Annotated in this window: 17 protein-coding genes and 1 pseudogene; 17 read left to right on the forward strand and 1 reads right to left on the reverse strand. The window is 46.8% G+C overall.

Annotated features, from left to right (window positions below):
- The first annotated feature begins 92 nt into the window (after positions 1 to 92).
- From ftsE to DW025_RS00680, 10 genes and pseudogenes are all read left to right on the forward strand, one after another.
- Complete coding sequence (gene ftsE, locus DW025_RS00640; protein WP_022216898.1) at positions 93 to 779, forward strand: cell division ATP-binding protein FtsE; 687 nt, start codon at positions 93 to 95, stop codon at positions 777 to 779.
- Positions 769 to 1,677: a permease-like cell division protein FtsX gene (gene ftsX / locus DW025_RS00645; RefSeq protein WP_015533677.1), complete on the forward strand. Its 909-nt coding sequence runs from the start codon at positions 769 to 771 to the stop codon at positions 1,675 to 1,677. Before ftsE ends, ftsX begins: the two co-directional genes overlap by 11 nt.
- Positions 1,678 to 1,810: 133 nt before the next feature.
- A complete protein-coding gene (locus DW025_RS00650; protein ID WP_242992703.1) occupies positions 1,811 to 3,103 on the forward strand; it encodes a murein hydrolase activator EnvC family protein in 1,293 nt (430 codons plus the stop codon).
- 282 nt (positions 3,104 to 3,385) lie between these two features.
- Complete coding sequence (locus tag DW025_RS00655) at positions 3,386 to 4,810, forward strand: MBOAT family O-acyltransferase (protein ID WP_119998135.1); 1,425 nt, start codon at positions 3,386 to 3,388, stop codon at positions 4,808 to 4,810.
- Positions 4,811 to 4,821: 11 nt separating this feature from the next.
- A complete protein-coding gene (locus DW025_RS00660) occupies positions 4,822 to 5,916 on the forward strand; it encodes a GDSL-type esterase/lipase family protein (protein ID WP_119998137.1) in 1,095 nt (364 codons plus the stop codon).
- Positions 5,917 to 5,968: 52 nt separating this feature from the next.
- Positions 5,969 to 6,847: a DMT family transporter gene (locus DW025_RS00665; RefSeq protein WP_118758032.1), complete on the forward strand. Its 879-nt coding sequence runs from the start codon at positions 5,969 to 5,971 to the stop codon at positions 6,845 to 6,847.
- A gap of 540 nt (positions 6,848 to 7,387) precedes the next feature.
- Positions 7,388 to 8,182, forward strand: a pseudogene (locus tag DW025_RS15420) (patatin-like phospholipase family protein); the annotation flags it as partial.
- A gap of 201 nt (positions 8,183 to 8,383) precedes the next feature.
- Entirely contained in the window at positions 8,384 to 8,947 is a 564-nt protein-coding gene (locus DW025_RS15425; protein ID WP_334290611.1) for a histidine phosphatase family protein, read from the forward strand.
- A 281-nt stretch (positions 8,948 to 9,228) separates the two neighbouring features.
- Positions 9,229 to 9,939, forward strand: a complete 711-nt coding sequence (locus tag DW025_RS00675; RefSeq protein WP_119998139.1) for an ABC transporter ATP-binding protein — start codon at positions 9,229 to 9,231, stop codon at positions 9,937 to 9,939.
- A 43-nt stretch (positions 9,940 to 9,982) separates the two neighbouring features.
- Positions 9,983 to 12,340, forward strand: coding sequence for an ABC transporter permease (locus DW025_RS00680; RefSeq protein ID WP_119998141.1), 2,358 nt, complete (start codon positions 9,983 to 9,985; stop codon positions 12,338 to 12,340).
- A 212-nt stretch (positions 12,341 to 12,552) separates the two neighbouring features.
- Here DW025_RS00680 and DW025_RS00685 read toward each other — a convergent pair whose 3' ends face one another.
- The gene (locus tag DW025_RS00685) at positions 12,553 to 13,407 is read right to left on the reverse strand and encodes a DUF11 domain-containing protein (protein WP_118758034.1); all 855 of its coding nucleotides are present in this window, start codon (positions 13,405 to 13,407) and stop codon (positions 12,553 to 12,555) included.
- 170 nt (positions 13,408 to 13,577) lie between these two features.
- Here DW025_RS00685 and DW025_RS00690 point away from each other — a divergent pair, with 170 nt between their 5' ends.
- The 7 genes from DW025_RS00690 to DW025_RS00720 all read left to right on the forward strand — a co-directional run bounded on the left by DW025_RS00690 (position 13,578) and on the right by DW025_RS00720 (position 25,428).
- Positions 13,578 to 15,869 (forward strand): S8 family serine peptidase, encoded by a 2,292-nt coding sequence (locus DW025_RS00690; protein ID WP_119998143.1) that lies wholly within the window; start codon positions 13,578 to 13,580, stop codon positions 15,867 to 15,869.
- Positions 15,870 to 15,884: 15 nt separating this feature from the next.
- The gene (locus DW025_RS00695) at positions 15,885 to 18,011 is read left to right on the forward strand and encodes a HelD family protein (protein WP_119998144.1); all 2,127 of its coding nucleotides are present in this window, start codon (positions 15,885 to 15,887) and stop codon (positions 18,009 to 18,011) included.
- A 245-nt stretch (positions 18,012 to 18,256) separates the two neighbouring features.
- Complete coding sequence (locus tag DW025_RS00700; RefSeq protein WP_242992701.1) at positions 18,257 to 18,838, forward strand: TetR/AcrR family transcriptional regulator; 582 nt, start codon at positions 18,257 to 18,259, stop codon at positions 18,836 to 18,838.
- 102 nt (positions 18,839 to 18,940) lie between these two features.
- Complete coding sequence (locus tag DW025_RS00705) at positions 18,941 to 20,425, forward strand: DUF6937 domain-containing protein (RefSeq protein ID WP_119998146.1); 1,485 nt, start codon at positions 18,941 to 18,943, stop codon at positions 20,423 to 20,425.
- 17 nt (positions 20,426 to 20,442) lie between these two features.
- The gene (locus tag DW025_RS00710) at positions 20,443 to 21,456 is read left to right on the forward strand and encodes an alpha/beta fold hydrolase (protein WP_119998147.1); all 1,014 of its coding nucleotides are present in this window, start codon (positions 20,443 to 20,445) and stop codon (positions 21,454 to 21,456) included.
- Positions 21,457 to 21,475: 19 nt separating this feature from the next.
- Positions 21,476 to 22,927, forward strand: coding sequence for a glycoside-pentoside-hexuronide (GPH):cation symporter (locus tag DW025_RS00715; protein ID WP_119998149.1), 1,452 nt, complete (start codon positions 21,476 to 21,478; stop codon positions 22,925 to 22,927).
- An 11-nt stretch (positions 22,928 to 22,938) separates the two neighbouring features.
- Positions 22,939 to 25,428, forward strand: coding sequence for an alpha-galactosidase (locus tag DW025_RS00720; RefSeq protein ID WP_119998151.1), 2,490 nt, complete (start codon positions 22,939 to 22,941; stop codon positions 25,426 to 25,428).
- Positions 25,429 to 25,503: the final 75 nt, after the last annotated feature.

A 25,503-nucleotide genomic window follows, 5' to 3' on the forward strand; every position in this document is an offset into this window, starting at 1 on the left:
TTGACAAAATGTTACAGAATTGTTACAATTCTGCTTGGATTGAGTAAAGGGGAGAAAAATAAAGATACAGGTCGAAGGAGACTACAGATATTATGATTGAATTAGAGAACGTGAGTATGACATATCCTGGGGGCAATCAGGCACTCAAGAATGTCAATATTAATATAGAGAAAGGCGAGTTCGTATTTATCGTTGGAAGCAGTGGTTCGGGCAAGACCACTCTGTTCAGGCTTCTGCTCAAGGAGCTCGATCCTACGGAGGGCAATATCACTGTTGCCGGATACGACTACGGCAAGATCAAGAGGAAGGATATACCGAAGGTCAGAAGAAGGATTGGAGTCGTATTCCAGAACTTCAGGCTTCTGAAGGACAGAACTATATACGAGAATGTTGCATTTGCACAGAGAGTCATCCAGACCCCGGCGAGATATATAAGAAGACGAGTTCCGGCCATGCTGACGCTGGTTGGACTTGCAGACAAATACAAATCATACCCGAAGGAGCTCTCAGGTGGTGAGCAGCAGAGAGTTGCCATGGCGAGAGCACTGGTCAACAATCCGGACATCATACTGGCGGACGAGCCTACAGGAAACCTTGATCCTAAGAACTCACTGGATATCATGAACCTCCTTGAGGATATTAACAAGAGAGGAACCACAGTTGTTGTGGTAACCCACAACAAGGATATCGTCAATGAGATGAAGAAGAGAGTTATCACCTTGAAGAAGGGCGTTATAATCAGTGATGAGAAGGAAGGAGGCTACATAGATGAAGATTAGTACATTTTTCTATGTCCTCAGACAGGGCTTTGCGAATATAAGAAGAAACATACTGTTCTCACTTGCATCACTGGGAACCATCATATCATGTCTGTTCCTTTTCGGAATCATATATGCGGTGGTTGTAAACTTCCAGTCAGGTATGCAGGAGCTTGAGAAGACAGTCACCATATCTGTATTCTTCGACGAGGATGCGTCCGATGAGACCATACAGCTCATAGGTGAACAGATAAGAACGGTCGATTATGTTGAGACGATGGATTTCATCTCAGCCGATGAGGCATGGGACAAGTTTGCAGATCAGAACTACGATGATCCACAGGTTGCAAAGAATGCATTTGGCGGAGATAACCCGTTAAAGAATGCTGCGTCATATGAGATCACGCTCAAGGATGTATCAAGACAGCCGGAGTTCGTGGCATTTGCCCAGGGCCTTTCAGGAGTCAGAAAGGTAAAGAGTTCTGACGTGACTGCGGACAGCATCACGACACTGTCATCCCTTGTGGGATATGCATCCATAGGAATAGTTGTGATACTGATGCTGGTATCTATATTCCTTATAAGTAACACGATCACCATAGGTATCACAGTGCGAAAGGAAGAGATAGGGATCATGAAGCTGATCGGTGCGACAAATGTATTTGTAAGAGCACCGTTCATCATAGAGGGTGTGATCATAGGCGCGGTCGGTTCGGCTATACCCCTGGTCCTTCTGTACTACATGTACGATAAGATACTGACATACGTTGCCGGAAGGTTCAAGGTTGTCACAACGCTGTTCGCATTTGTGAGCCAGCAGGATCTGTTCAGGACTATGGTACCGGTCGGACTTGTGCTCGGTATCGGTGTTGGTCTGGTAGGAAGTATTCTTACCACAAGAAAGCACTTGAGAGTGTAGTGTTAAATGCGGTCAGAGCAATGCACAAAAAATTCACAAATTGTTATTACTTTTTTAGGGACAATATGTGTTATAATGCTGATAAGTAGGGCAAAAAGATAATAACATTATGAAATGCGTTTAGGAGGCATGAATGATGAGAATAGATTTATACAAGATAAAGAAGAAAGGTATGCAGGTGGCAGTGGTTACTACCGGAGCACTGCTCATGTCGTTTACATCCATATTTGCGGCTCCTGTGTTCAGCGTGCATGCTGAGGAGACCAAGGAGGAGGTTGAGCAGCAGAAGGAAGAGGCTCAGCAGGCTCAGGAAGAGGCGAATGCAAACGCAGAGAAGTATCAGAAGAAGGTAGACAAGCTTACAGCGGCTGTAAATGAGCTCGATAAGCAGGCCACAGATATAAGCACACAGATCGTGGAGAAGAAGCAGGAGGCTGAGGATCTTCAGAATGAGATAGATGAGACTCAGACAAAGCTTGCAGAGGCTCAGGTCAGTGAGGATAATCAGTATGAGGCGATGAAGAAGAGGATACAGTACCTCTACGAGGAGGGCGATGTTGCTTACATAGATGCACTTATGTCATCGGCTTCATTTGAGGATAGTCTTAACAAGTCTGAGTATGTTGATCAGCTCAGCACATATGACCAGAAGCAGCTCAACAAGCTGGTAAAGACTAAGAATGACATAGCAGAGTATCAGCAGACACTCAAGGATGATCTGGCGGATGTAGAGAAGGTAAAGGCAGACCTGGAGACCAAGCAGGCAGACCTCGACGATGTTATAAGCCAGAAGAATGCGGAGATCAACAAGTACAGTGATGATGTTGAGATGCAGAAAGCTCTTGCGGCTGAATACGCAAAGCAGGAGTCAGAGCTGGATGACAAGTTGGCAGAGCTTGCGCGTCAGGAACAGCAGAGACTTGAGGAGGAGCGTAAGCAGAGAGAAGCAGAACAACAGCAGCAGGATAACAACGGTGGAAGCGATAACTCAGGCAGTGACAGCGACAACAGTGGAAGTAACAATGGCGGTTCAACAACCGGTTCAGGTCGGTTCATATGGCCTGTATCAGGACCTATCACAGACTACTTCGGACCTAGAGAGTCACCGACAGCAGGAGCAAGCTCCAATCATATGGGTATAGATATAGGATGTTCATACGGAGTGCCTATCGCAGCGGCTGATTCAGGTGTTGTAACGGTAGCCGAGTGGGGCGAGAGTGGTGGTAACTACGTTATGATAGATCACGGTAATGGATTTGTGACGATGTACCTTCACAACTCATCACTTGCAGTAAGCGTTGGCGATGTGGTTTCACAGGGACAGACCATTGCGTACGCAGGTTCAACAGGATATTCAACAGGAACACATTGCCACTTCTCAGTATTCCTGAATGGCTCATATGTCAACCCACTTGATTATCTGTAAGATGAGGCTGAGACATGGCACAGGGATATGTGTCATATCATAAGATATTAATATGATCATATATAGAACAGAGAAAAAATGCGTGATTCATGAAATATGGATCACGCATTTTTTATGTTAATAGGGGCGTGGATATGGGCGAAGTACCATATGTTGTGGTGGTGAGAAAATATGTCGAAAACAATAGTTTTTTTAAGAAAAAATAGGATTAGTGTCGGTTGACATAAGTGGTAAAAGTATTTATACTCACACTGGACTGAGTATTTATTTAAGGAGTATATTATGGTTTTTTCGAGCATGGAGTTCTTATTTAGATTCCTGCCTTTATTTTTGCTTATCTATTTTGTGACAAAGCCGAAGTACAGGAATGTTGTACTGCTTTTAGGCAGCCTTGTGTTCTACGCGTATGGCGAACCCATATACGTGTTCTTGATGATGTTTTCTATTATATTTAACTATTCGGTGGCAAGACGAATCAAGCGTTTTTATGATATAGAAGTATATTCGGAGATCGACTGTTCATTTGAGAGAAACTGCTGGCTGGCGGTGGCTATGGTGTTTGATTTTGGAATGTTGTTCATATTCAAATATATCAACTTTTTTATAGAGATAATAAACACTGCAGCGGGAACAAAGATATTTGATAGCGTGGCGATCACACTGCCGCTTGGAATAAGCTTCTATACGTTCCAGATAACATCGTATATATTTGACGTGTACAGGCTCAAGTATCAGGCGGACAAGAGTATAATCAAGTTCGGAACATATGTGAGCATGTTCCCTCAGCTCATAGCCGGCCCTATAGTCAACTACGATGAGGTGAAGCCTGAGCTGGATCACAGAGAGGTCAAGGCGGACGATATAGAGCGCGGTGCGACACTGTTCGTATTGGGACTTGCGTACAAGGTGCTTCTGGCAAATAAGATAGCCAGTCTGTGGAACGATGTGCAGACGGTTGGCCCTTATGGAATAAACACTGTGACCGCATGGCTTGGTTCATGGGGATATTCATTCCAGCTCCTGTTTGATTTCATGGGTTATTCCGTGATGGCAATAGGAATTGGCCTTATACTTGGCTTCAGGATACCGGAGAACTTTGTCGATCCTTATATGGCACATTCCCTCACAGATTTTTGGAGACGCTGGCATGTTACACTCGGACGCTGGTTCAGGGAGTATGTGTACATACCGATGGGCGGCAACCGAAAGGGAAAGCTCAGAATGATACTTGCCATGTTCACTGTGTGGATGTTTACCGGATTGTGGCATGGTGCGGACTGGAATTTCCTGATATGGGGCTTGTTCCTGTTCGTGTTCCTTCTCATGGAGAAGCTGTTCCTTGGCAAGGTATTTGACAAGGTGAAGGTTCTTGGCCATGTGTACATGTTCTTCCTGATACCGATATCATGGACAATATTTAACATATCTGATCTGAAGCTTCTGGGACTGTACCTGAAGAGAATGTTTGGCATGAACATAGAGGGATCAGTCACCACACATGCCATGGACAAGCTGATCATGCTGGGACACACATACTGGTGGCTGCTGCTGATCTGCGTGATCTTCTGTACACCGTGGCCTAGAAAGCTCATAGAGAAATTCTACAAGAACTGGGTATGCAAGCTTATAATGCTCACACTGTTCTGGTTCTGTGTATATCAGATAGCAAAGGGTGGCTCCAATCCATTCCTTTATTTTAGATTTTAGGAGGTGGGCAGATGAAGAAATTATGGCAAATGATAAAAGGCTGTCCACTGTTCTCGATACTCATAATATCCGGCGTGATAGTTACCGCAGGCGGTTATGTGGGAGCTGCGCTTGGCGTGTACAAATGGGATGTCAGCTTTCATCATCCTATGGCCCAGACTGTGCTGCTTGATGAGAGGGTGGCAACCGGAACTGACGCAACAAGCACGGATGCTCCGGGAAAGAGCGAGCTGACGTCGGAGTCCATGGGCAGTGAGGCTGCAGAGGAGCAGACAACGGAGGTGAAATCCACGGAGAAGCAGACTCCTGAGAATGCATCCACGGAGAAGACAACAGAGAAATCTACAGAGAAAGCGACCACCGAAAAGGCAACTACGGAAAAAGCAACCATAGATACAGGCGGTTCGGCTGCTCCGGTGACAAGACAGACTCAATACAAGAAGGTTAAGAAGAGAAAGGCAAGAAATAGCTGCTACAGAGATCTCACACAGATCGCTCTTGAGACCCAGTACCCATATATAAAGGTTGACAAGTCTTATTTTGACGATGCTCTGTTCATAGGTGATTCCAGAGTGGAAGGACTGGCGTTGTATTCCGGACTGGACAATGCAGAATTTGCATATATGGAGGGCCTTACTTCATTTGGACTGATGGGGGAGAAGATAGCCGCAAATGGAACCAAGACACTCACGGAATTGCTGCAAAGCAAACAATTCAGGAAGATATACATCATGCTTGGTATAAATGAGGCTGGATATGATACGGAGACATACGCATCCACATATATCGATGCGGTGACCCAGATACAGGCGCTTCAGCCGGACGCAGTGATCTTTATGATGGGCTGCATGCATGTATCCAGCGACTATTCGGCAAGCCACGATATTGTGAACAATGACAATATCGATGACAAGAATGGTGCCATAGCTGCATATGCTGATGGAATAAAGCTTTTCTATCTGGATATGAATACGGTTGTGGACGATGGCAAGGGTGGTCTTGTAAAGGACTATACCTGGGATGACATACATTTGCAGGCGCAGTATTACAGTCTGTGGGAGCAGTATCTGTATGAGCATGGGCTCAAGGATGATGCTTTCAAATAGATAAAGTGCTGCGGGACCTGGTGGCATTTTATCATTATCGGGAGTTGATCAAATGGCAAAAAGACTGGTAATAAAAGATAAATACAAGGGAATCCTGTTCATAATCATGGCAGGGTTCTTTTTCTCACTGATGACCTTCTTCGTGAGACTGTCTGGAGATCTGCCAACTATGCAGAAGGCATTTTTCAGAAATGCAGTGGCCGCTGTTGTGGCCATTGCCATGCTCATGAGGACTGAGGAGAAATTCAAGATAAAGAAGAGCAGTTGGCCGGGGCTGGCGGCGAGAAGTATTTGTGGAACGACAGGACTTATCTGCAATTTTTATGCAATCGACAAGCTCAACATAGCGGATGCAAATATCCTCAACAAGCTGTCTCCGTTTTTTGCGATCATAGCATCGTACTTTGTGCTCAAGGAGAAGGCAAATAAGATAGAGTGGGCATCCGTGGCATTGGCATTTACAGGTGCTTTGTTCGTTGTGAAGCCTTCGTTTCATATGGATTTTCTGTATGCCATGGTTGGTGTGGCAGGCGGCCTTGGGGCAGGGATAGCCTACACCTATGTGAGAAAGCTTGGAAAACAGGGGGAGCGCGGACCGGTCATAGTCATGTGTTTCTCTGTATTCTCATGTCTGGTGACGCTTCCATTTATCATATTGGACCACGCACCTATGACATGGCAGCAGATTGTGTGCCTGCTCTGTGCCGGACTTGCGGCGGCTGGTGGACAGTTCAGTATAACCGCAGCATACCAGAAGGCTCCAGCCAGGGAGATATCGGTATTTGACTACAGTCAGGTCATATTTGCGGCTATACTGGGATTTGTATTCCTAGATCAGATCCCTGACATGCTGAGCATTATAGGATATGTGATCATCATTGGAAGTGCAGTTTTCAAATGGTGGTACACCATGAGACAGGACCGCACTTAGCATGATCGGCAGGGCTGAGAGTGGCAGTGCCTTGTACAAATACTTGTAGAATAATTGATATATACAAAAAGACGGATGTCAGAAATGGAAAATGGGTAAAAGTTTCATTGTCTGATATCCGTCTTTTTTATAAAAGTTATAAAGGAAGGTTTTAGGTGTTGTGACCGGACTTGTGAGGTATCCGGCCTCCCATCTATATAAATTGGATTGTTGATAGTTTGAGTGACGGCAGATACGCTGGTGCTGCCTGGGCATGTCGCACATCTGCTGTCCTCATCAATCTGTATATATAATAAGATGGTACTGTGTACATTCTGTGTATCGGATGTTAAAGAAATATGTTCATAAAAGAAATAATATATAAAGCGTAAATAAATGTTCTATAAATGGTAAAGCTTCTGAATATAGTGAGTATAAGGTTGTGGGTATAGTTGCTGACATGTTAAAATGAAACACACATATGATCATAATTGGTGGATATATCAGATGACAATATTGGATAGAGCAGCTTTATTATGGAATAGTAAGGGGGATTAATATATGGATAAAGAAAAGGTTATACAGGAGCTTCAGGAGAGAACAGAGGAGATAAAGGAAAAGGCCGGGGAGCTTCATAAGGCGATAGAGGAGACTATATCGCAGAAGAAGCAGATACATTACACGGAACTGGGCGGTCAGGACGGGCAGCCGGATGTGCCGGTTAAGGAAGGATACGGTCTGGTGCTCGGTGGCGGTGGTGGCCGTGGCTCCTATGAGATCGGAGTGTGGAAGGCTCTTGAGGAGTACAGAGATGTGATCGATATAAAGGCGGTATCAGGAAGCTCGGTAGGCGCACTGAATGCGGCATTGTACGCTTGCGGCGATCTGGATAAGGCTACACAGATGTGGTACGACATAACCAACGACAGGATACTGTCTAACAAGGATATAGACGAGGACAACAGGAACAAATGGTTTGAGTCCATCAAGGAGAAGCTCACGACCATAGACAATCCAGTCATACAGAGTGCAATAGAGTGCATAGGACTGGATGCTGTGGCAAAAGGCATGAGGATAAAGGATGGCTTCTTCTCCAGAGAAGGACTTATGGACATACTGGAGAATTCACCAGTACTTGATGGTGTGTCGAACAGTGACATGAGCTGTTATGCTACATGTCTCAATGTGGAGGGCAAGCCTACTCCTGAGAGATTCCAGCTGTCAGGCATGGAACCAGAGGAGATAGAACGTATACTTCTTGCTTCTTCAGCCATACCGGTCATATTCCCTATGGAGACGATAGACAAGACAAAGTATTATGATGGAGGCTTCTTCCTTGGGGGAGATAATGTGCCAATACAGCCTCTCTATGATGAGGGCTACAGAAAATTTGTCGTGGTGCATCTCGATGAGAGGAAGACCGACAGATACGATGATGCAGAGATGATACATATATATCCGTCCATTCCTCTTGGTGGTGCCATAGATGGCATGCTTGACTTTTCGCCTGAAGGTGTTGAGAAGAGGATAACACAGGGATATGACGATGCAAAGGCAGTGCTTGTTGAGAAGTTTGGCCCAAGACTGTTCTTCACCCGCCATGGGCAGACCGTGTGGAATGTGGAAAACAAGATATGTGGAGCCACGGATATTGAACTCACAGAGCTTGGACATCAGCAGGCGGAGCAGCTTGGTGAGATGATAAAGAATGGAGATTATCACATAGATGAGATCCTGTATTCGCCTCTGGTCAGGGCTTCGGAGACGGCAAGACATATATCCGAGATAACAGGAATTCCTATGAGAGCCGAGGAGAGACTCCGTGAGCAGTGTTTTGGCAAATACGAGGGAACAGCCAGAAACGGCGCTATATTCGCCAAGGCGAAGACGCATTTTCTGGATCACTATGAGGGCGGAGAGACCATGGTTCATCTGTGTCAGAGGGTGTACAATCTGTTAGATGAGCTTAAGGCTGAGTCGGAAGATTCCGGGAAGACATATCTTCTGGTTGCCCACAATGGAATATCAAGAATAGTACAGTCGTATTTCAATGATATGACAAATGAGGAATTCGCAGCATTTGGCATAAAGAACTGTGAGATACGAGAATATAGATTCTGATCGCCACATGTGTGGAATCAGATGTAAAAAAGAGAAAACAGCAGGCAGATCAATATGATGTGAATGTGGTTTTCTCTTTTTTCTGGGATATCCCCAAATGCTCCTGTAAATGTGTATAAAAGAATACTTGATATTATTTATCACTAATATAGTTGACACAGAGCCTACACATGTGTTAATAAATATATGAACATATAATCATGTGTTTAAATATTGGCGTACGGCATGAGAGCTATGCGATGTGTTTATGGAGAATATAAAATGTGGAAAAGGAGAGAATCATGGGAGACAACAGTTTTTTAAAGATCAGTGGGATAAAGAAAAGCTTCGGTTCAGGGGAGAACCGAACTGAGGTACTTAGAGGAATTGATTTTGAGGTCGCAAAGGGCGAGTTCTGTGTGCTGCTTGGCCCATCGGGGTCTGGCAAGTCAACTCTGCTCAATATCATAGGTGGGATCGACAGCCCGGATTCCGGTTATATCTCCATAGATGGAGAGATGACAGGGGATATGGATGAGAAGACACTGACCAGATACAGAAGAAAGCATCTCGGTTATGTATTCCAGATGTATAATCTCATACCTAATCTCAATGTAAAGGAGAATGTGGAGGTTGGAGCATACCTTAGCGATAACCCTCTTGATGTGGATGATCTGTTAAAGACTCTGGGGCTTTATGAGCACAGACATAAGCTCCCAAATCAGCTGTCGGGTGGACAGCAGCAGAGGACCTCAATTGGAAGGGCAATCGTGAAGAATCCTGATATACTTCTCTGTGATGAGCCGACAGGTGCCCTTGACTACAACACTTCCAAGGAGATACTTAAGCTCATAGAGGATGTGAACCAGAAGTATGGCAACACAATAATCATGGTCACACACAATGATGCCATCAAGAATATGGCGGACCGGACTGTGAAGCTCAGGGACGGCATGATAAGACGCAACATTGTAAATGAGAACAAGATATCCGCTGTAGAGCTTGACTGGTAATTGGGCAGACAGGGTAGACGTTCAATAGGAAAGGGGATCTGTTATGAGAAATCCATTGTGGAGAAGAATTCCAAAGGAACTGAAGGGAGAGCTTGGAAAATATATAGTCATATTCCTGTTCATGGTCATAACGACGGGAATGGTGTCGGGCTTCATGGTTGCAGGTGAGAGCATGAAGAAAACCTACGACAATACATTTGACAAATACAACGTGGAGGATGGACATTTTGATCTGTCGGATGAGGCGTCAGACAATATGAAGGGCAATATAGAGGATGAGGGCGTGAAGCTCTATGACATTTCGTATTATGAACTGCCTATGAGTAAGATCGGATCAGACTCTGATGGCAATAGTGGTAATGTGGAAAGCGATGCAGAGACAACAGATGATATGGTGGACTCTGTAAATGACGCTGCAGATGGTGGGGTAAGAACACTGAGGATATTTGCACCAAGACACGATGTAAATAAAATGTGTCTGATGGATGGTGAATTTCCTGCAGAAACTGATGAGATCGCCATTGACAGAATGTATGCGGTGAACAACGATATAGAGATCGGTGATGATATAAAAGTGGGTGACAAGGTATACAGCGTGTGCGGATTTGTGGCATTCTCCGACTACAGCACCATGTTCCAGAACAACAACGACACCATGTTTGACGCCACGATATTCGGAATTGCCATTGTGACAAATGAGGAATTTGATGATCTTCCGGCACAGAGTAAGACATGGTCATACTCATGGATGTACGATGAAGGAATGCCGGAGGATGATAGTGATGAGAAGAAGCTTGCGGATGATCTCCTTGAGACAGTGTATACACAGGCGGCCATGAATGGTATTACGATGGAGAACTATATTCCACGATATCAGAACCAGGCGATCAACTTTGCAGGGGATGATATTGGCAGTGATACAAATATGATGAAATGGTTTGAATATATTGTCATAGTGATACTTGCATTTATATTTGCGGTGACCATCAGCAACACGCTGACAAAGGAGGCGTCGGTCATCGGAACCCTGAGAGCCTCGGGATACACAAAGGGAGAGCTTCTTATTCATTACATATCACTTCCTGTCATAGTTACTTTTGTGGCATCGGTGGTGGGAAACGTGCTTGGCTATTCGGTGTTCAAGGATATGGGGGCACAGCTTTACTATGCAAGCTATTCCCTCACTAAGTATGTGACGTATTGGAATGCCGATGCATTTGTGCTTACAACAGTCATACCTCTTATAATCATGATCGTTGTGAACCTGTTAGTGGTAAACAGCAAACTGAAGCTCTCACCACTGAGGTTCCTGAGGCATGATCTCAGCAGATCAAAGAGAAAGAAGGCGGTGAAGCTGCCTCACTGGAAGTTCATGACAAGGTTCAAGACCCGTGTCATACTTCAGAACATTCCAGGATATGTGGTCATGCTTCTTGGAATTTACTTCGCACAGGTTCTGCTGATGTTCGGACTTATGTTGAATCCTATGCTGAAGCACTATCAGAATGACATATTGGATAATATGATAGCTGACCACCAGTATGTTCTGGATTCACAGGTGGAGACGGCAAATAATAATGCGGAAACCTACTGTGTGAAGACGCTAAGGACGACTGGAGATATAGATGATGAGATCATGGTGTATGGAATACACTCTGACAGTAAATATTTCCCGGTTAAGCTGGACGACGGAGATGTGCTGGTATCTGACAGCTACGCAGACAAATATGAGATAGTTGATGGCGACAAACTTAAGCTCAAGGAGAGCTATACTGATGACACATATGATCTCAAGGTGACGGGTTCTGTGGTGTATCCGGCAGCTCTTGCGGTGTTCGTGACAGAGGATGATTTCAGAGAAATATTTGACAAGGACGAGGATTACTTCACCGGATATTTCTCGAATGACAAGCTGACCGATATAGAGGATCATGTAGTGTCAGAGATAACAAAGGATGACATGATAAAGGTATCCAGACAGCTCACCAAGTCCATGGGAGGTATGTTCTACATAGTGGTTGTATTTTCACTTGTTATGTTCATGCTTCTCGTATATCTGCTCACAAAACTAATAGTAGAGAAGAACACGGTGTCCATATCCATGGTTAAAATACTGGGATATGACACTAAGGAGATCAGTAAGCTGTACCTGTCATCCACGACTGTCATGGTTGCAGTGGTGACGCTGCTTGATATACTGCTCAGTTACCTGTCAATCAAGGTTATATACAGGGCAATGCTGATAGATATGCTAAGCGGCTGGATGCCGATATACATGGCACCATGGATATTCCCACTCATGTTCGTGCTCAGCTTTACATGCTATCTGGTGATCTCACTGTTGCAGATGAAGAGGATAAAGAAGATTCCGATGGACGAGGCGCTCAAGAATGTGGAGTGATGCGTCAAGCTGCGTTCAGGTATTATATTGAAAAAAGGGAAAATTTTGTGCTATAAAATCCCCAAATTCCTGAAAAGGATACATAGATTAGAAGTCGTGTATCTTTTCAGGGGAAATCCGGGAGCTTGAGCACAAAATTTTCTCTTTTTTGCTATTTTCTGGGAAATGTTCCCAAGGCTGTCAGGCTGTCGACCCGGATAGGCTCATGCCAGCTATATGGTTCCAGTGACAGTCACGGTTGCCGTTCCCGGTGTTGTGGTGATAACTCCCGTGGCTGCATCCTGTGTGAATGTTGCCGCTGGAACAGTGATCTGTCCGGCAACTGTTGCGAACTCGCCTGTTGCTTCATTGTAGGTGTAGCTGTCCGGCGCTGTCCATGCCTTTCCATTGTAGGTCACAGTGATTCCGGTAAGGATCGGATTGAAGGTATCTGTGATGATGACGTTGTCACTTGCGGATGCCTCGGTGTTGCCGTAGTTCTCTATAAGGAAGGTGTAAGTGATCTGCCCATTCTCTGCAACTACGCTAGGACTCACAGACTTTGTGATGGCGAGATCGGGAGCCGCAACAGGGGAAACCGACTCAGTTGCAGTGACTGCGTTGGCAAGTCCTGCGCCGGTTACTGTAACAGTGTTGGTCACGGAATCCTCATTGCCTCTAGGTGTAAATTCATTTGTTGCTGTCTCATATATAATAGTAGCATTTCCGCCCGCTGGAACGGAGATTCCAGTGATCGTCAGCGGTGCTGCAGCACCGACAGCCGGGGCAGCTACCAGAGTTCCGTTGGTGTAGTATCTGATGGAATCCGGAATATATGTGAGAGGATATACTGTTGTATTTCCCACTGCATATGCTCCCAGATTATCCGTGAGAGACAGACCTGTGAGTGTGGTAGTTCCGGAGTTGATGAGACTTATCACATAAGTGATCTTATCCGGTGTTCTGTAGGTGTCCACCACAGCCGTCTTGGAGACTGTGAGGACTTCAATGATTTCTCCAGTTATGATATTGGAATTGGTGGATCCTCCGTTGTAGGACAGAGTTGCCTGATTAGTGAATGTTGCCATTACTTTACCTCCGTATTGTGTTGTCAGAGGTTTATATACCTCTGATATAAAATATGTGCTGTGGAGGCTTTGGGTTACAGATATTACTCACCATCTGCGGCACATTTATGTTATACTAAAAGATAACTATGTGGTTTAAAGAGCTGTTTTTATATACAGGAGGAATATAGGTGAGAAGGAAAAGGTGGTCGTACCTGATTGCCTGTGTGGTGCTGGCAGGTGGGCTGGCAGCGCCTGGCACATATACCAAGGTGTACGCGCAGGATTATGAAAATGTAGAATACGTAACCAGTGTGTCAGAGCTTAGAGATTCCATGGACGAAGCTGATGTGGTAAACTCTGCCGATGTGATGGATAGAGGAGCGGATGTCGATGCAGCGGCAATGTACAGCTGTGAGTCAGCCGACATATACAGTCTTCGCAGGATCATATTGTATACAGATGAAGTGCCGGAGACCTATGGCGCGACAACAGTCATCTGTTATGACAAATATGATTACTATGTGCTTGGCTACGATACCGAGGAAGCGACGAAACAGGCATACGAAAGGCTTCAGGAAGAGTACGAGCCTGACAAATGTATGCTTGATCAGGTCATATATTCAGAAGATGTGCTGGCGGATTCAGATTTGGATTCAAATTCGTATGCTGCACAGCGGAACGTTGATGCCATGCTTGCTGCATCGGAGACATATAAGGCTGTAAGCTGGGGCACAAGGTACATGGGAATGGACAGGCTCAAGGCGGAGGTGTCAGAGTACAAGCTGGATGCTAAGGTAAATGTGGCGGTCATAGATACCGGAGTTAATTCCTCGGATACTCTGTTTGAAGGCAGGATAAATGAGAAAGGAAGTATGAACTGCTGTGAGGGCGAAGACCGGAGCGACTACGGAGACAACATGGGACATGGAAGTCATGTGGCGGGTATAATAGCGGATGCGACACCGGACAATGTCCAGCTCACGATCATCAAATGTTTCACAAGCCGGGGAGCAACCACAGTGTCAACGGTACAGCAGGGAATCATGGCTGCTCTTGACAGCGGCGCAGACGTGATCAATATGAGTTTCTGCTTCTATGGTAAAAATGCAAATGACACCACCAGGGCAATGCTTGACGAGCTTCTGAAGAGTGCCAGGGAAAACAATGTGATCATGTGTGTTGCTGCGGGCAATACGAACAGTGCTGTGAACAACTGGGAGATCAGCGACGTGGAAGGTGTGTCATATCCTGCGGACAGCAGTGATGTGATAACAGTGTCGGCACTTATGCAGAAGGCTGGAACGGAGGAGACAGCAGACAGGATCGCTGCAGATACGGTGGAGTTTGACGATGCATATTCCTACTATGGTGATGCAGTGGATTTCTCTGCTCCGGGAACTTATATAACATCGGCGTGGAAGACCGGAACGAATCACGGACATGTCAATACAGGAACATCCATGGCGGCACCTCACATATCGGCTGCAGCAGCCTATGTGAAGCTGGCTGAGCCGGGGCTTGGCAGTGACCAGCTGAAGGACAGACTCATATCTTATTCGGTGGATCTTGGAACGGCAGGCAAGGACAAATATTGCGGATATGGATGTCCGTATATGGCAGATTACTTTGCAGATACATTTGCGGGGGAAACGCCGGAGACGGCGGTTGGAGACTGCAGTGTGAGCACGCTGGTAAACACAAAGGATGGACTCAGGCTGACCTGGACGGCTGCTGATGGAGCGACGGGGTACAGGATATACAGGAGATCAGTCACAGATGGATATACATGTATAGCTGAGCTCAATGGAGCGGATGTCAGAAGCTACACAGACAAAACAGCAGTGCCGGGAAGCAGATACCGGTACGCTGTGAAGGGTGTACAAGACTCTCTGACAGGAAAAGCTTCGGTTACAAAGGCATCTGTACGGCTCACCCAGCCAAAGTACACTGTGAAGAATGAATATTCCGGCGTGAAGGTATCTTGGAACAAAGTAAAGGGCGCGAGTGGATACAAAATATACCGCAGGGCACCGGGGCAGAACGGATGGAAGCAGTACAAGGTGCTGTCAGCGGGAACGCTCACATTTGTCGATAAAAATGTGTCAGATTACAGGAACTACACATACACTGTAAAGGCGTTCAGGAGTACTGTGGCGAGCTCATATGATATGGCTGGTGTCAGATTGTACAGGATGCCGGGATGCAAGGCGAAAACGGTCAGATCAAATTCCAGAAAGACGGTGGATGTAACATGGAACAAGGTCAGGTATGTCAGCGGATATCAGATCCAGTACAGTACATCGTCGAAATTTGACAGATATAAGGTGGCAACGATAAATAAGTCCACAAAGCTCAGGCGCAGGATAAGCTCCCTGTCCTCAGGAAAATATTGTTATGTGAGGATGAGAACCTACAGAAGAGTTGGCGGCAAGACCATTTATGGCGGCTGGAGCAGTGTACAGCGCGTAAAGGTAAAATAGTGAAAGGCAGATAAGATGGCAGAAAATAAGGATTTGGAAGAATATAAAGTCTCCACGATGGAGGATGAAGAGGATTATTTTGACAATGTGGAGATGGAGCTCGACTACAGCATCAGTATAACTGAGGGCTCCATGGAGCTTGGAAAGGACAATATAAAGGAACAGAAGAAGTACATGCGTGACAGCCATGGAGACATGGACGACGAGGAGTTCCTGCAGAACATGCAGTCGGTGAACAATGATGAGGCATTCCTCAGAAGAGCTGCGAAGCGCCTGGAGGTGTATGAGCACCAGAAGAAGGTGCCGTACTTTGGCAAATTTGTATTCAAATATAAAGATGACGAAGAGTATCTCCCGGTATATGTGGGTATGAGCGGTTATCAGTCAGATATGAATGGGCAGCAGCTTGTGTACGACTGGAGAGCACCTGTATCCTCTATGTATTATGCTTATGAAAAGGGATCGGCATCCTACAATGTCCATGTGGATGACATGGAAGATGATGAGTTTTCTGGAGACATAGTGGAGAAGAAACAGTTTCTGGTGTCAAATGGCAGACTTAAAGACGCGGTGGATACTGACTCCAACATCAACGACGCCATATTGCTGGAGGCCCTTGGCGGCAACAGTGGTGTTAAGATGAAAAATGTGGTGGCTACCATACAGAAGGAGCAGGATGCGATCATAAGAAACCGCACGGCGTATAACCTTATAGTGGACGGCCGCGCCGGAAGCGGTAAGACGGTCATAGCCATGCACAGACTGGCGTGGCTGTTGTACAACTACAAGACACTTGAGAGTGACAATGTCATGATACTGTCTCCAAACAGTATATTTGGCGATTATATATCAGAGGTTCTCCCGGAGCTCGAGGAGAACAGTGTGCCTGAGAAGGAATTTGACAGTCTGCTTGAGGAGCTTCTTTTCATAGAGGAGGAATATGAGAGCAAGCTGGATCAGTCGGAGTTCATTATAGACAGCGGCGATCAGGACAACCAGAGGATGAGAAATATCAAAGTCAAGTCGTCCATCTCTTTCTACGACAGTTTCAATGAGTATCTGGACAGGTATGTGTCAGGTATAAAGTTCAGAAATTTCCACTATCAGAAGGTGGAGTATACAGGCGAGGATATAGCTGCCATGTTCAATGGAAGATTTGCGAGAAAACCTGTGTATGAGAGATTCGAGAACATAGCATACTTCATAGTAGACAGGGTGGAGGATAATTCACCAAAGGAGTTCCCGGACGAGAAGAAGCGTAATCTGGCAAGGCAGATACAGAAGCAGATGGTAAATTTATTTGCAGAGAGGAATCTGGTTGAGCTGTATGTTGGATTCCTGGCGGAGATGGAGAAGAAATATCCGGGTATATCGGAGTACAGAAATGAATATGGAAAGATATGCTATGAGGATATCCTTCCTATACTTTACCTGCAGGTGTATTTCTACGGATGTCATTCCTACAACAATATCAAGCACCTCGTCATAGATGAGATGCAGGATTATAACATATTCCAGTATGCGGTGATAGACAGGGTATTTGACTGCAAGAAGACTATACTCGGCGACAGATATCAGGTGCTCTTCTATGATCCGGAGGAGACGGTTGTTGATGTCCTGACGAAGATATTTGCAAGAAGGAACGGACGAGGCGGTTATGAGCTCAAGGAGCTGCTCGCATCGTACAGATCCACAGCGGAGATCACCGAGTTCTGCAACGGTATACTTGGCGGAGAGGGCGTAGGCGGCAACACTGTGGAGAGACACGGCAGGGTGCCTGAGGAGATACAGTGTGAGTCACTGGATGAAGCTGTGGAGTTCATAAATGACAAGCTGAGCTACGGAGACATGGACGCCTACGACAACATAGCTATCCTGACAAATGACGAGGCAGACGCCTACGAAGTGTACAAACAGCTTTCCGAGTACACCGAGGTGACGCTCATCACCAATCAGTCGGTTGTCTATGCGGGCGGTGTGGTCGTACTTCCAAAGTTCCTTGCAAAGGGAATGGAGTTCGATGCAGTGTACGTCATGACGGACGGAACCTACGACGGAAGCATGGTCACAAGACATGCGCACTATATAGCCTGTACGAGAGCACTCCATGAGCTGTATGTGCTTGATGTGGAGCAGCCATAGGAGTGATACAAAGACAGAAATATTATATCTAGAAATATTTTTCGGGAAAATCGCGATTCCAACTGAACATATATGATGTACTATACGGCATTTCCGCTTTGGGAGATGCCGTATTTTTTATTATTGCAATATCTACAAAGAAATGTTATCATTAAGGAAACGGGAAAACTAAAAATAGTTTCCGAGTTTCCTGAGCGGGAAGTATGTACAGGAAGCTGACAGACACGGATGGACAGGAGGGAGTTATGGACGGAGAAGCACAGCAGCAGCTTAAATTGAGGATATATGAGGCGACCATAGAGGAGTTCCGGGAGAAAGGGTTCAAATTCACCATGGACGATATGGCAAGACGACTTGGAGTGAGCAAGAAAACCATATATCAGGTCGTCAGGGACAAGGAATCATTGTTCTTTGACACGGCGACATATATATACGAGCAGATCAAGAGAAGTGAACAGGCGGTCATGGATGACGACCGCCTGACCACGGTGGAGAAGATAAAGGCGATTCTCATAGCCATGCCGGACAGCTACAGCGAGCTGGATTGGCGGCAGATATACCAGCTGGAGAATTCATATCCACGGATATTTGCCCGGGTGAGAGTAATGATGGAGCAGCAGTGGGATAATACCATAGAGCTTCTGAAGCGCGGAATTGCCGAGGGTGTTATAAGGAATATTCCGATTCCGGTCATCAAGACGATGTTCGAGGCCACGCTTGAGAAATACATGGAGACTACAGTCCTGATAGACGCGGGACTTACATTTGACGAGGCGGTGCAGTATACACTTGATGTACTTATGGATGGCATATCCTGTAAGGAGTAGGAACCGCTATGAATGAAGTGATTATATGGAATTGATGCCCGCGGCCGGTTTCATTCACTGGGGCGAGATGGGCGGTATATATAAAAGACAGGAGGTTGTGTTATGGGTAAGAGATCTGAGGTTGTATTTGGCAACAGGATGAGCAGTCAGGTCGTCAAAAAGGCGGAGAACTCCAAAGAGAGATTTGTAAAAAGATTCGGTGATGACAGTGACGTGGATTATCCTCTTGCAGTTGTGAAAAATCCGTATATTGGGGATTCTCTTGGGGTTTCAAATATTGTGATCGATGGCGGAGTCAGTGATGATGCGGATGCCGGTGAACGTGAGGCGTTTGACAGGGACAAAGGAATCATAGTTGGCAATATCAGGATGGGATTCGGACACTACAGGATATCCATGGCGATAGCATCAGCGGCCAATCATCTGGGATACAAGCCGTACTGGATGGATCTCAATTCCTACAGTGAGACCACTGGAGGAAAGGTCATAGAGGCGCAGAACAAGCTCTATTCCCTGGGATCCAGGATCTCTGGAAAGAGTAAGGCTTTCAACAAGGCGGTGTGGGAGCCTATGAATTATGAGGGCTTCAGGAAGCTGTCATACAATGCCACAGATCAGATGAATGCGGAGCTCATGACACCGGTGTTTAGGAATGTTCCGAAGGATATCCCGCTTGTGGCGACACATGTGTGGCCTGCCCAGGCGGCGGTTCATGCAGGAATGAAACATGTGGTGAATGCAATCCCTGACAACTGGCCTATGGCGCTCCACCTTGCGGAGGGAAGCCTTCACACGGTTCAGACCAGATCGGCATACCTCGGATACAGGACCCTGAACGGAATGCAGGGCAACGAGGTGCTTAAGCCTATGCCCGGTGATTCAATCAGATACGTTGGACACTATATAGACCATGAGCTGGTGGCAGCCATAGAGGAGGACTGCGACAGGAGAATAGAGAGAAGAAAGAAAAAGGCACCGATGCGTTTCCTTCTCACCATAGGAGGTGCCGGAGCACAGAAGGATATATTTGCAGCTATCATCAGGACGGCGCTTGCCAGCGTGAAGAAGGGCAACATGGTCCTGTATGTAAATGTGGGCGACTACATGAACGTGTGGGAAGAGCTGGTGAGAGAGATACCCGCCGTGGAGAGCCTTGTCACTACACATTTCGATGACTGGAGCTACACCACAGCATTTGCGGATAAGGCTCTTAAGGAAGAGGTGTACGGAATACACGCATTTTGCCATGAGAATATATATGAGGCTGTGTACTGCACCAACCTTCTCATGAGAAGCTGTGATGTACTCATAACGAAGCCGTCTGAGCTGGCCTTTTATCCAGTTCCAAAGCTGTTCATCAAGAGAGTTGGCGGGCATGAGCAGTGGGGGGCGATACACTCGGCGGAGATCGGAGATGGAACACTGGAGTGCCGTGATATACCGCACACTCTACAGATGATGAAGCTGTTCATGCAGGATGACAGCATACTCACAGATATGTGTGAGAACATAAAGCGGAACAAACTGGATGGAATATACGACGGAGCGTATGAGGTCGTAAAACTGGCGATGAATATGAAGAACTGAGAATGGAGGGTTACATTATGTATAAGGTAAAGAAGAAAGAGACATTTATACCATCATCAAATGGCAAGGACAAGCTGCACGTTATCGTGTGGGAGCCACAGGGGGAGATAAGAGCGATACTTCAGATATCCCATGGAATGATAGAGCTGATAGACAGATATGATGAATTTGCAAGGTATCTTGCAGCAAAGGGCTTTGTGGTGGCAGGAAATGATCATCTGGGACATGGACTCACGGCGGCAAATATGGATGAACTTGGATATATGAATGCCTACGATGCGAGCAAGGCAATAGTCGCGGATCTTCATAGAGTCACTAGAAGTCTGAAGAAGGCATACAAAGGAGTACCGTTCTTCCTGATGGGACACTCTATGGGTTCATTTATGGCGAGACGATACATGAGTGACTACGGCTGGGATCCAAAATATCCGTCACCTTACACGGAGGGCTCAAGTGTGGACGGCTTTATCTGCATGGGAACTGGAAGCATGCCTGAGTATATGCTGCAGATCGGAAGACTTGTGTTGGAGCTTGAGAAGAGTCAGCACGGCGAGAGATACAGAAGTACCCTCATGGAAGTGTTGGCATTTGGAACATACAACAGGGGTATCCCGAAGACCACTATCGTGGACGGTGAGGTGAGAAAGAGGACGAATAAAGACTGGGTGAGCCGTGACCCGAAGCGCGTGGATGCATATGTGGATGATCCGCTGTGCCAGTTCTCATTTACCTTGAAGGGCTACGAGACGCTGTTCAATACACTCCACTATATACAGGAGGACAGGAACATAGCGAAAATACCGAAGAATGTGCCGGTTCTGTTTGTGTCCGGTGACAGGGATCCTGTTGGACATTACGGCAGGGATGTTCTGAAGCTCTACGAGTTATACCACAGGAGAGTTTCGCACAATGTGGCATGCTATCTGTATGAGGACTGCAGACACGAGATACTGAATGAGCTGTGCAGGGATAAGGTATTTGACGATATTGACAAGTGGCTTGAGACAAGGCTTGCAGATATAAAAGGTTAGGCCTTTAAGGAGGTTATATATGGGAGAAAATTCACAGGATAATACACAGAATGGCGCACCTGCGGGCGGCCTTCAGAAAAAGACAAAGATAGCCTACGGAGTAGGGGCCGTGGGAAAAGACATGGTGTATATGCTGGTAGCCAGCTATATACTGTACTACTACAATTCTGTGCTTGGCGTCAGCTCAGTGTTCATAGGAACAGTGCTGATGGCGGCGAGAGTGTTTGATGCATTTAACGATCCTGTCATGGGTATCGTGGTGGCAAAGACCAGAAGCAGATGGGGAAGGTTCAGACCGTGGATATTCTCGGGAACCGTGCTGAACGCGGTTGTCCTCTATGCGATGTTCGCCGTGCCGGAAAGCATGGGAGCTGGTGGGATGAAGGTGTTTTTGACAGTGACATATTTCCTGTGGGGAATCACATACACGTTGATGGATATTCCGTACTGGTCCATGATCCCGGCCATCACTGAGCCGGGCAAGGAGAGGGAGAATCTGTCTGCACTTGCAAGATCCTGCGCGGGCGTGGGTTCTGCCATCCCTACTGTACTTACTATGATAGTAGTTCCAGCCATCAGCGGCGCAGCCCTGGCGGCGGACAAGCTGAAGATCACGGATTACCGCATCGGCTTCAAGTGGTGGGCTCTTCTGGTTGCAGTGGTGTTCGTCATCTCGGAGGCCATTTGCGTGGCAAATGTAAAGGAGAGGGGTGACACAGTAGTGGAGTCCCATGGCATAGGTGAGATGTTCCATTCACTGGTGACAAATGACCAGGCTCTGGCGGTGGTCATCACCATCGTGCTCGTAAACTCTGCACTCTATATAACAAGCAACCTGCTCATATATTTTTTCACATATGACATAGGAAGTGAGAGCGGATATGCGCTGTTCTCCGCATTTGGCGGCGGTGCGCAGATACTTGCTATGATGCTGTTCCCGCTCTTTAGAAAGAAGATGTCCAAGAGAAAGCTGTTTGTACATTCGGTAGTATATGAAATCGTCGGATATGTGATGCTGCTTGCCTGCAGCCTTGCCGGTGTTACCCGTATGACGGTGGGCGGAGTGCCTTGTTGGTACGTTCTGTTCATCCCGGGACTTCTGGTATTTGCGGGAAGCGGACTTCTAAATGTGCTGATAACTGTGTGTCTTGCCGACAGCATAGACTACGGAGAGTACAAGAATGGGCAGAGAGATGAGAGCGTCATATGCTCCATGCAGACATTTGTAGTAAAGCTTGCATCGGGAGTTGCAGTGTTCTTTGCCGGACTTGCGATCAAATGGGTCGGACTTACCCAGCCGGCAGATGGAACATCGGAAGTCATAGAGCAGAGCACAGGAACTCTCATGGGACTTTCCATGATGATGACGGTCGTTCCGATAGTCCTTCTCATCATAGGACTTGTATTCTTCATCAGGAAATACAAGCTGACCGAGGAGAGGATGCAGGAGATCATGACGAAACTTAGATAGGAGGAACCGCTATGAACAGATATATAGAAGAACATCAGGTATTCATACTGGAGACAAAGTCGACGCAGTATGCCATGTGCGTGCGCCCGGATGGACACCTTGAGCACCTGTACTACGGTGGCAGGAGTCTGGACTGCGGAGATCAGAATATTGCGGGACTTTGGGATGTGGCACATGACCGCAGCCTGTTCGAGACCGGCAATGCCATAGCGCTGGATGGTGGACTTACCTTAGAAAGTCTGCTGCAGGAACTGTCGTCAACCGGCAAGGGGGATGTCAGCGAACCATTTGTCTGTATGACCCATGCAAATGGCAGTACGACCTGCGACTTTGTGTACGACTCATACGAGATAAAAAACGGCAGGGATGAGCTTGAAGGACTTCCGTGTGCGGTGGAATATCATAGGGGGACAGATGGCAGATTCAACACAGTAAATGAGCAGCAAGGCACAGAAGTGGGAAGCGGTGTGGCTGGTGAATTGCAGAGCATACAAGCATATGAGCGACAGAATACAGCGGGCGAGGTAACACAGCTCACAATAACCCTCCGGGACAAATTCTACAGACAGAAGCTTGAGCTAATATATGTCACATGGGATGACTGCGACGTGATAACCAGAAGTGCCCGCCTGACAAATGAAAGTGATGACGTGGAGCGGGTGGACAGACTTATGTCCATGCAGTTTGATATGAGAATGTATCAGGAATATGACATGATACATTTCGGAGGAGCCTGGGCGAGGGAAATGCACAGATCGGTGCACCCTGTAAGGCAGGGAAGAGTGTCTGTCTCATCGTCGACCGGAACCTCGGGCAGCAGGGCCAATCCGTTCTTCATGGTGGTTGAGCACGGCAGTTCAGAGGAACACGGTGAGTGTTACGGCTTCAATCTCATATATTCAGGAGACCATATGGAGAGCTGTGAACAGAATTCATATGGACGTATGCGTATACTCAGCGGCATCAATCCGGAAGGATTTTCATTTGCGCTTGAGCCGGGACAGTCATTCCAGTCGCCGGAGGCGGTCATGACATATTCAGATTCAGGATTTTGCGGTGTCAGCAGTCATATGCATGCATTTGTCAGAAGACATATAGTCAGAGGCCGCTGGGCGGACCGGGAGAGGCCTGTTCTGCTGAATAGCTGGGAGGCCGCATACTTTGATATAAATGAGAAGAAGCTGCTGAAGCTTGCAAAAGAGGCAAAGAAGTGCGGCATAGAGCTGTTCGTCATGGATGACGGCTGGTTCGGACACAGGGACAATGACACATCCTCACTTGGAGACTGGCAGGAGAACCGCAGCAAGCTTCCGGGCGGAGTGAAGCAGCTTGCTGACAAGATAAATGCACTTGGACTTGACTTTGGTATATGGGTCGAGCCGGAGATGGTGAACGAGGACAGTGATCTCTACAGGGCACACCCGGAGTGGGCGGTCAGAGTGCCGGGACAGAGCCACGCCGAGGGGCGTCATCAGATGCTTCTGGATCTCACCAATAAGGATGTGAGAGACCATATAGTGGAAGCCATGACAAATGTGTTCTCATCTGCCAATATATCGTATGTTAAGTGGGATATGAACAGGATTATGTCTGACCGCTACAGTCAGACGCTGCCGCCTGACAGGCAGAGTGAATTTGGACACAGATATGTGCTTGGACTCTACGACATCATGGGAAGACTCACGGAGCGTTTCCCTGAGATATTGTTTGAGGGATGTGCCGCCGGGGGAAACAGATTCGATCTCGGTATACTGTGTTACATGCCGCAGATATGGGCGAGTGATGACACGGATGCCAGGGAGAGGCTTGAGATACAGACGGGTTACAGCTATGGCTACCCTATGTCGGTAGTCAGCAGTCACGTGTCCGGATGCCCGAATCACCAGACACTCAGAGTCACCCCGCTTGAGACGAGATTCGGAGTGGCGGCATTTGGCGTGCTGGGCTATGAGTGCAATCTGTGCGATATGAAGAAGAAAGATCTGGAGGCAATAGAAGAGCAGGTGGAGTTCTACAAGAGACACAGGCGCACATTTCAGTTCGGCGAATATCACAGGATCGAGAATGGCACAGTGTCAGATCTCCGGAGGAATGTGTACCAGTTCATGGTGGTTTCCCAGGATGGCTCCGAGGCGGTGTCCTGCTATTATGAGGGACAGGTGATACCGAATTACACTTACAAGCATATGCGGACTAAGGGACTTGACGAGAATGCAGTTTATGTCATGGAGGGCAGAAGCCTGCAGTACAGCGTAAAGCTCATGGGAGATCTCATCAACACTGTTACGCCGGTGCATGTGAAACCTGATTCCCTGACCCAGAGTGCGATAGACAAGGTGGTAAAGCTTCAGGGCGAGAAGGAATATGTAAAGGCGTCCGGTGCAGTGTTTAACCGCGTTGGAGTGAACCTTGCTCCGAACTTTGCGGGAACTGGCTACAACGACCAGACCGCTCTCTGGACAGAGCATGGACTGAGGTTATATACCTTCACCAGACAGTGATATATATGATCACATGCAAATGCTCATATATGGAATCGAATCACAGGAAAAACTTACATTATAAAAATAGTGGAA

The organism is Coprococcus sp. AF38-1 (genome assembly GCF_003603945.1).
In the GTDB taxonomy this organism is placed as follows: domain Bacteria; phylum Bacillota; class Clostridia; order Lachnospirales; family Lachnospiraceae; genus Coprococcus; species Coprococcus aceti.

Coding starts and splice junctions, on each gene's coding strand:
- ftsE (WP_022216898.1), top strand. CDS start 93: ATGATTGAATTAGAGAACGTGAGTATGACATATCCTGGGGGCAATCAG.
- ftsX (WP_015533677.1), top strand. CDS start 769: ATGAAGATTAGTACATTTTTCTATGTCCTCAGACAGGGCTTTGCGAAT.
- DW025_RS00650 (WP_242992703.1), top strand. CDS start 1,811: ATGATGAGAATAGATTTATACAAGATAAAGAAGAAAGGTATGCAGGTG.
- DW025_RS00655 (WP_119998135.1), top strand. CDS start 3,386: ATGGTTTTTTCGAGCATGGAGTTCTTATTTAGATTCCTGCCTTTATTT.
- DW025_RS00660 (WP_119998137.1), top strand. CDS start 4,822: ATGAAGAAATTATGGCAAATGATAAAAGGCTGTCCACTGTTCTCGATA.
- DW025_RS00665 (WP_118758032.1), top strand. CDS start 5,969: ATGGCAAAAAGACTGGTAATAAAAGATAAATACAAGGGAATCCTGTTC.
- DW025_RS00675 (WP_119998139.1), top strand. CDS start 9,229: ATGGGAGACAACAGTTTTTTAAAGATCAGTGGGATAAAGAAAAGCTTC.
- DW025_RS00680 (WP_119998141.1), top strand. CDS start 9,983: ATGAGAAATCCATTGTGGAGAAGAATTCCAAAGGAACTGAAGGGAGAG.
- DW025_RS00685 (WP_118758034.1), bottom strand. CDS start 13,407: ATGGCAACATTCACTAATCAGGCAACTCTGTCCTACAACGGAGGATCC.
- DW025_RS00695 (WP_119998144.1), top strand. CDS start 15,885: ATGGCAGAAAATAAGGATTTGGAAGAATATAAAGTCTCCACGATGGAG.
- DW025_RS00700 (WP_242992701.1), top strand. CDS start 18,257: ATGGACGGAGAAGCACAGCAGCAGCTTAAATTGAGGATATATGAGGCG.
- DW025_RS00705 (WP_119998146.1), top strand. CDS start 18,941: ATGGGTAAGAGATCTGAGGTTGTATTTGGCAACAGGATGAGCAGTCAG.
- DW025_RS00710 (WP_119998147.1), top strand. CDS start 20,443: ATGTATAAGGTAAAGAAGAAAGAGACATTTATACCATCATCAAATGGC.
- DW025_RS00715 (WP_119998149.1), top strand. CDS start 21,476: ATGGGAGAAAATTCACAGGATAATACACAGAATGGCGCACCTGCGGGC.
- DW025_RS00720 (WP_119998151.1), top strand. CDS start 22,939: ATGAACAGATATATAGAAGAACATCAGGTATTCATACTGGAGACAAAG.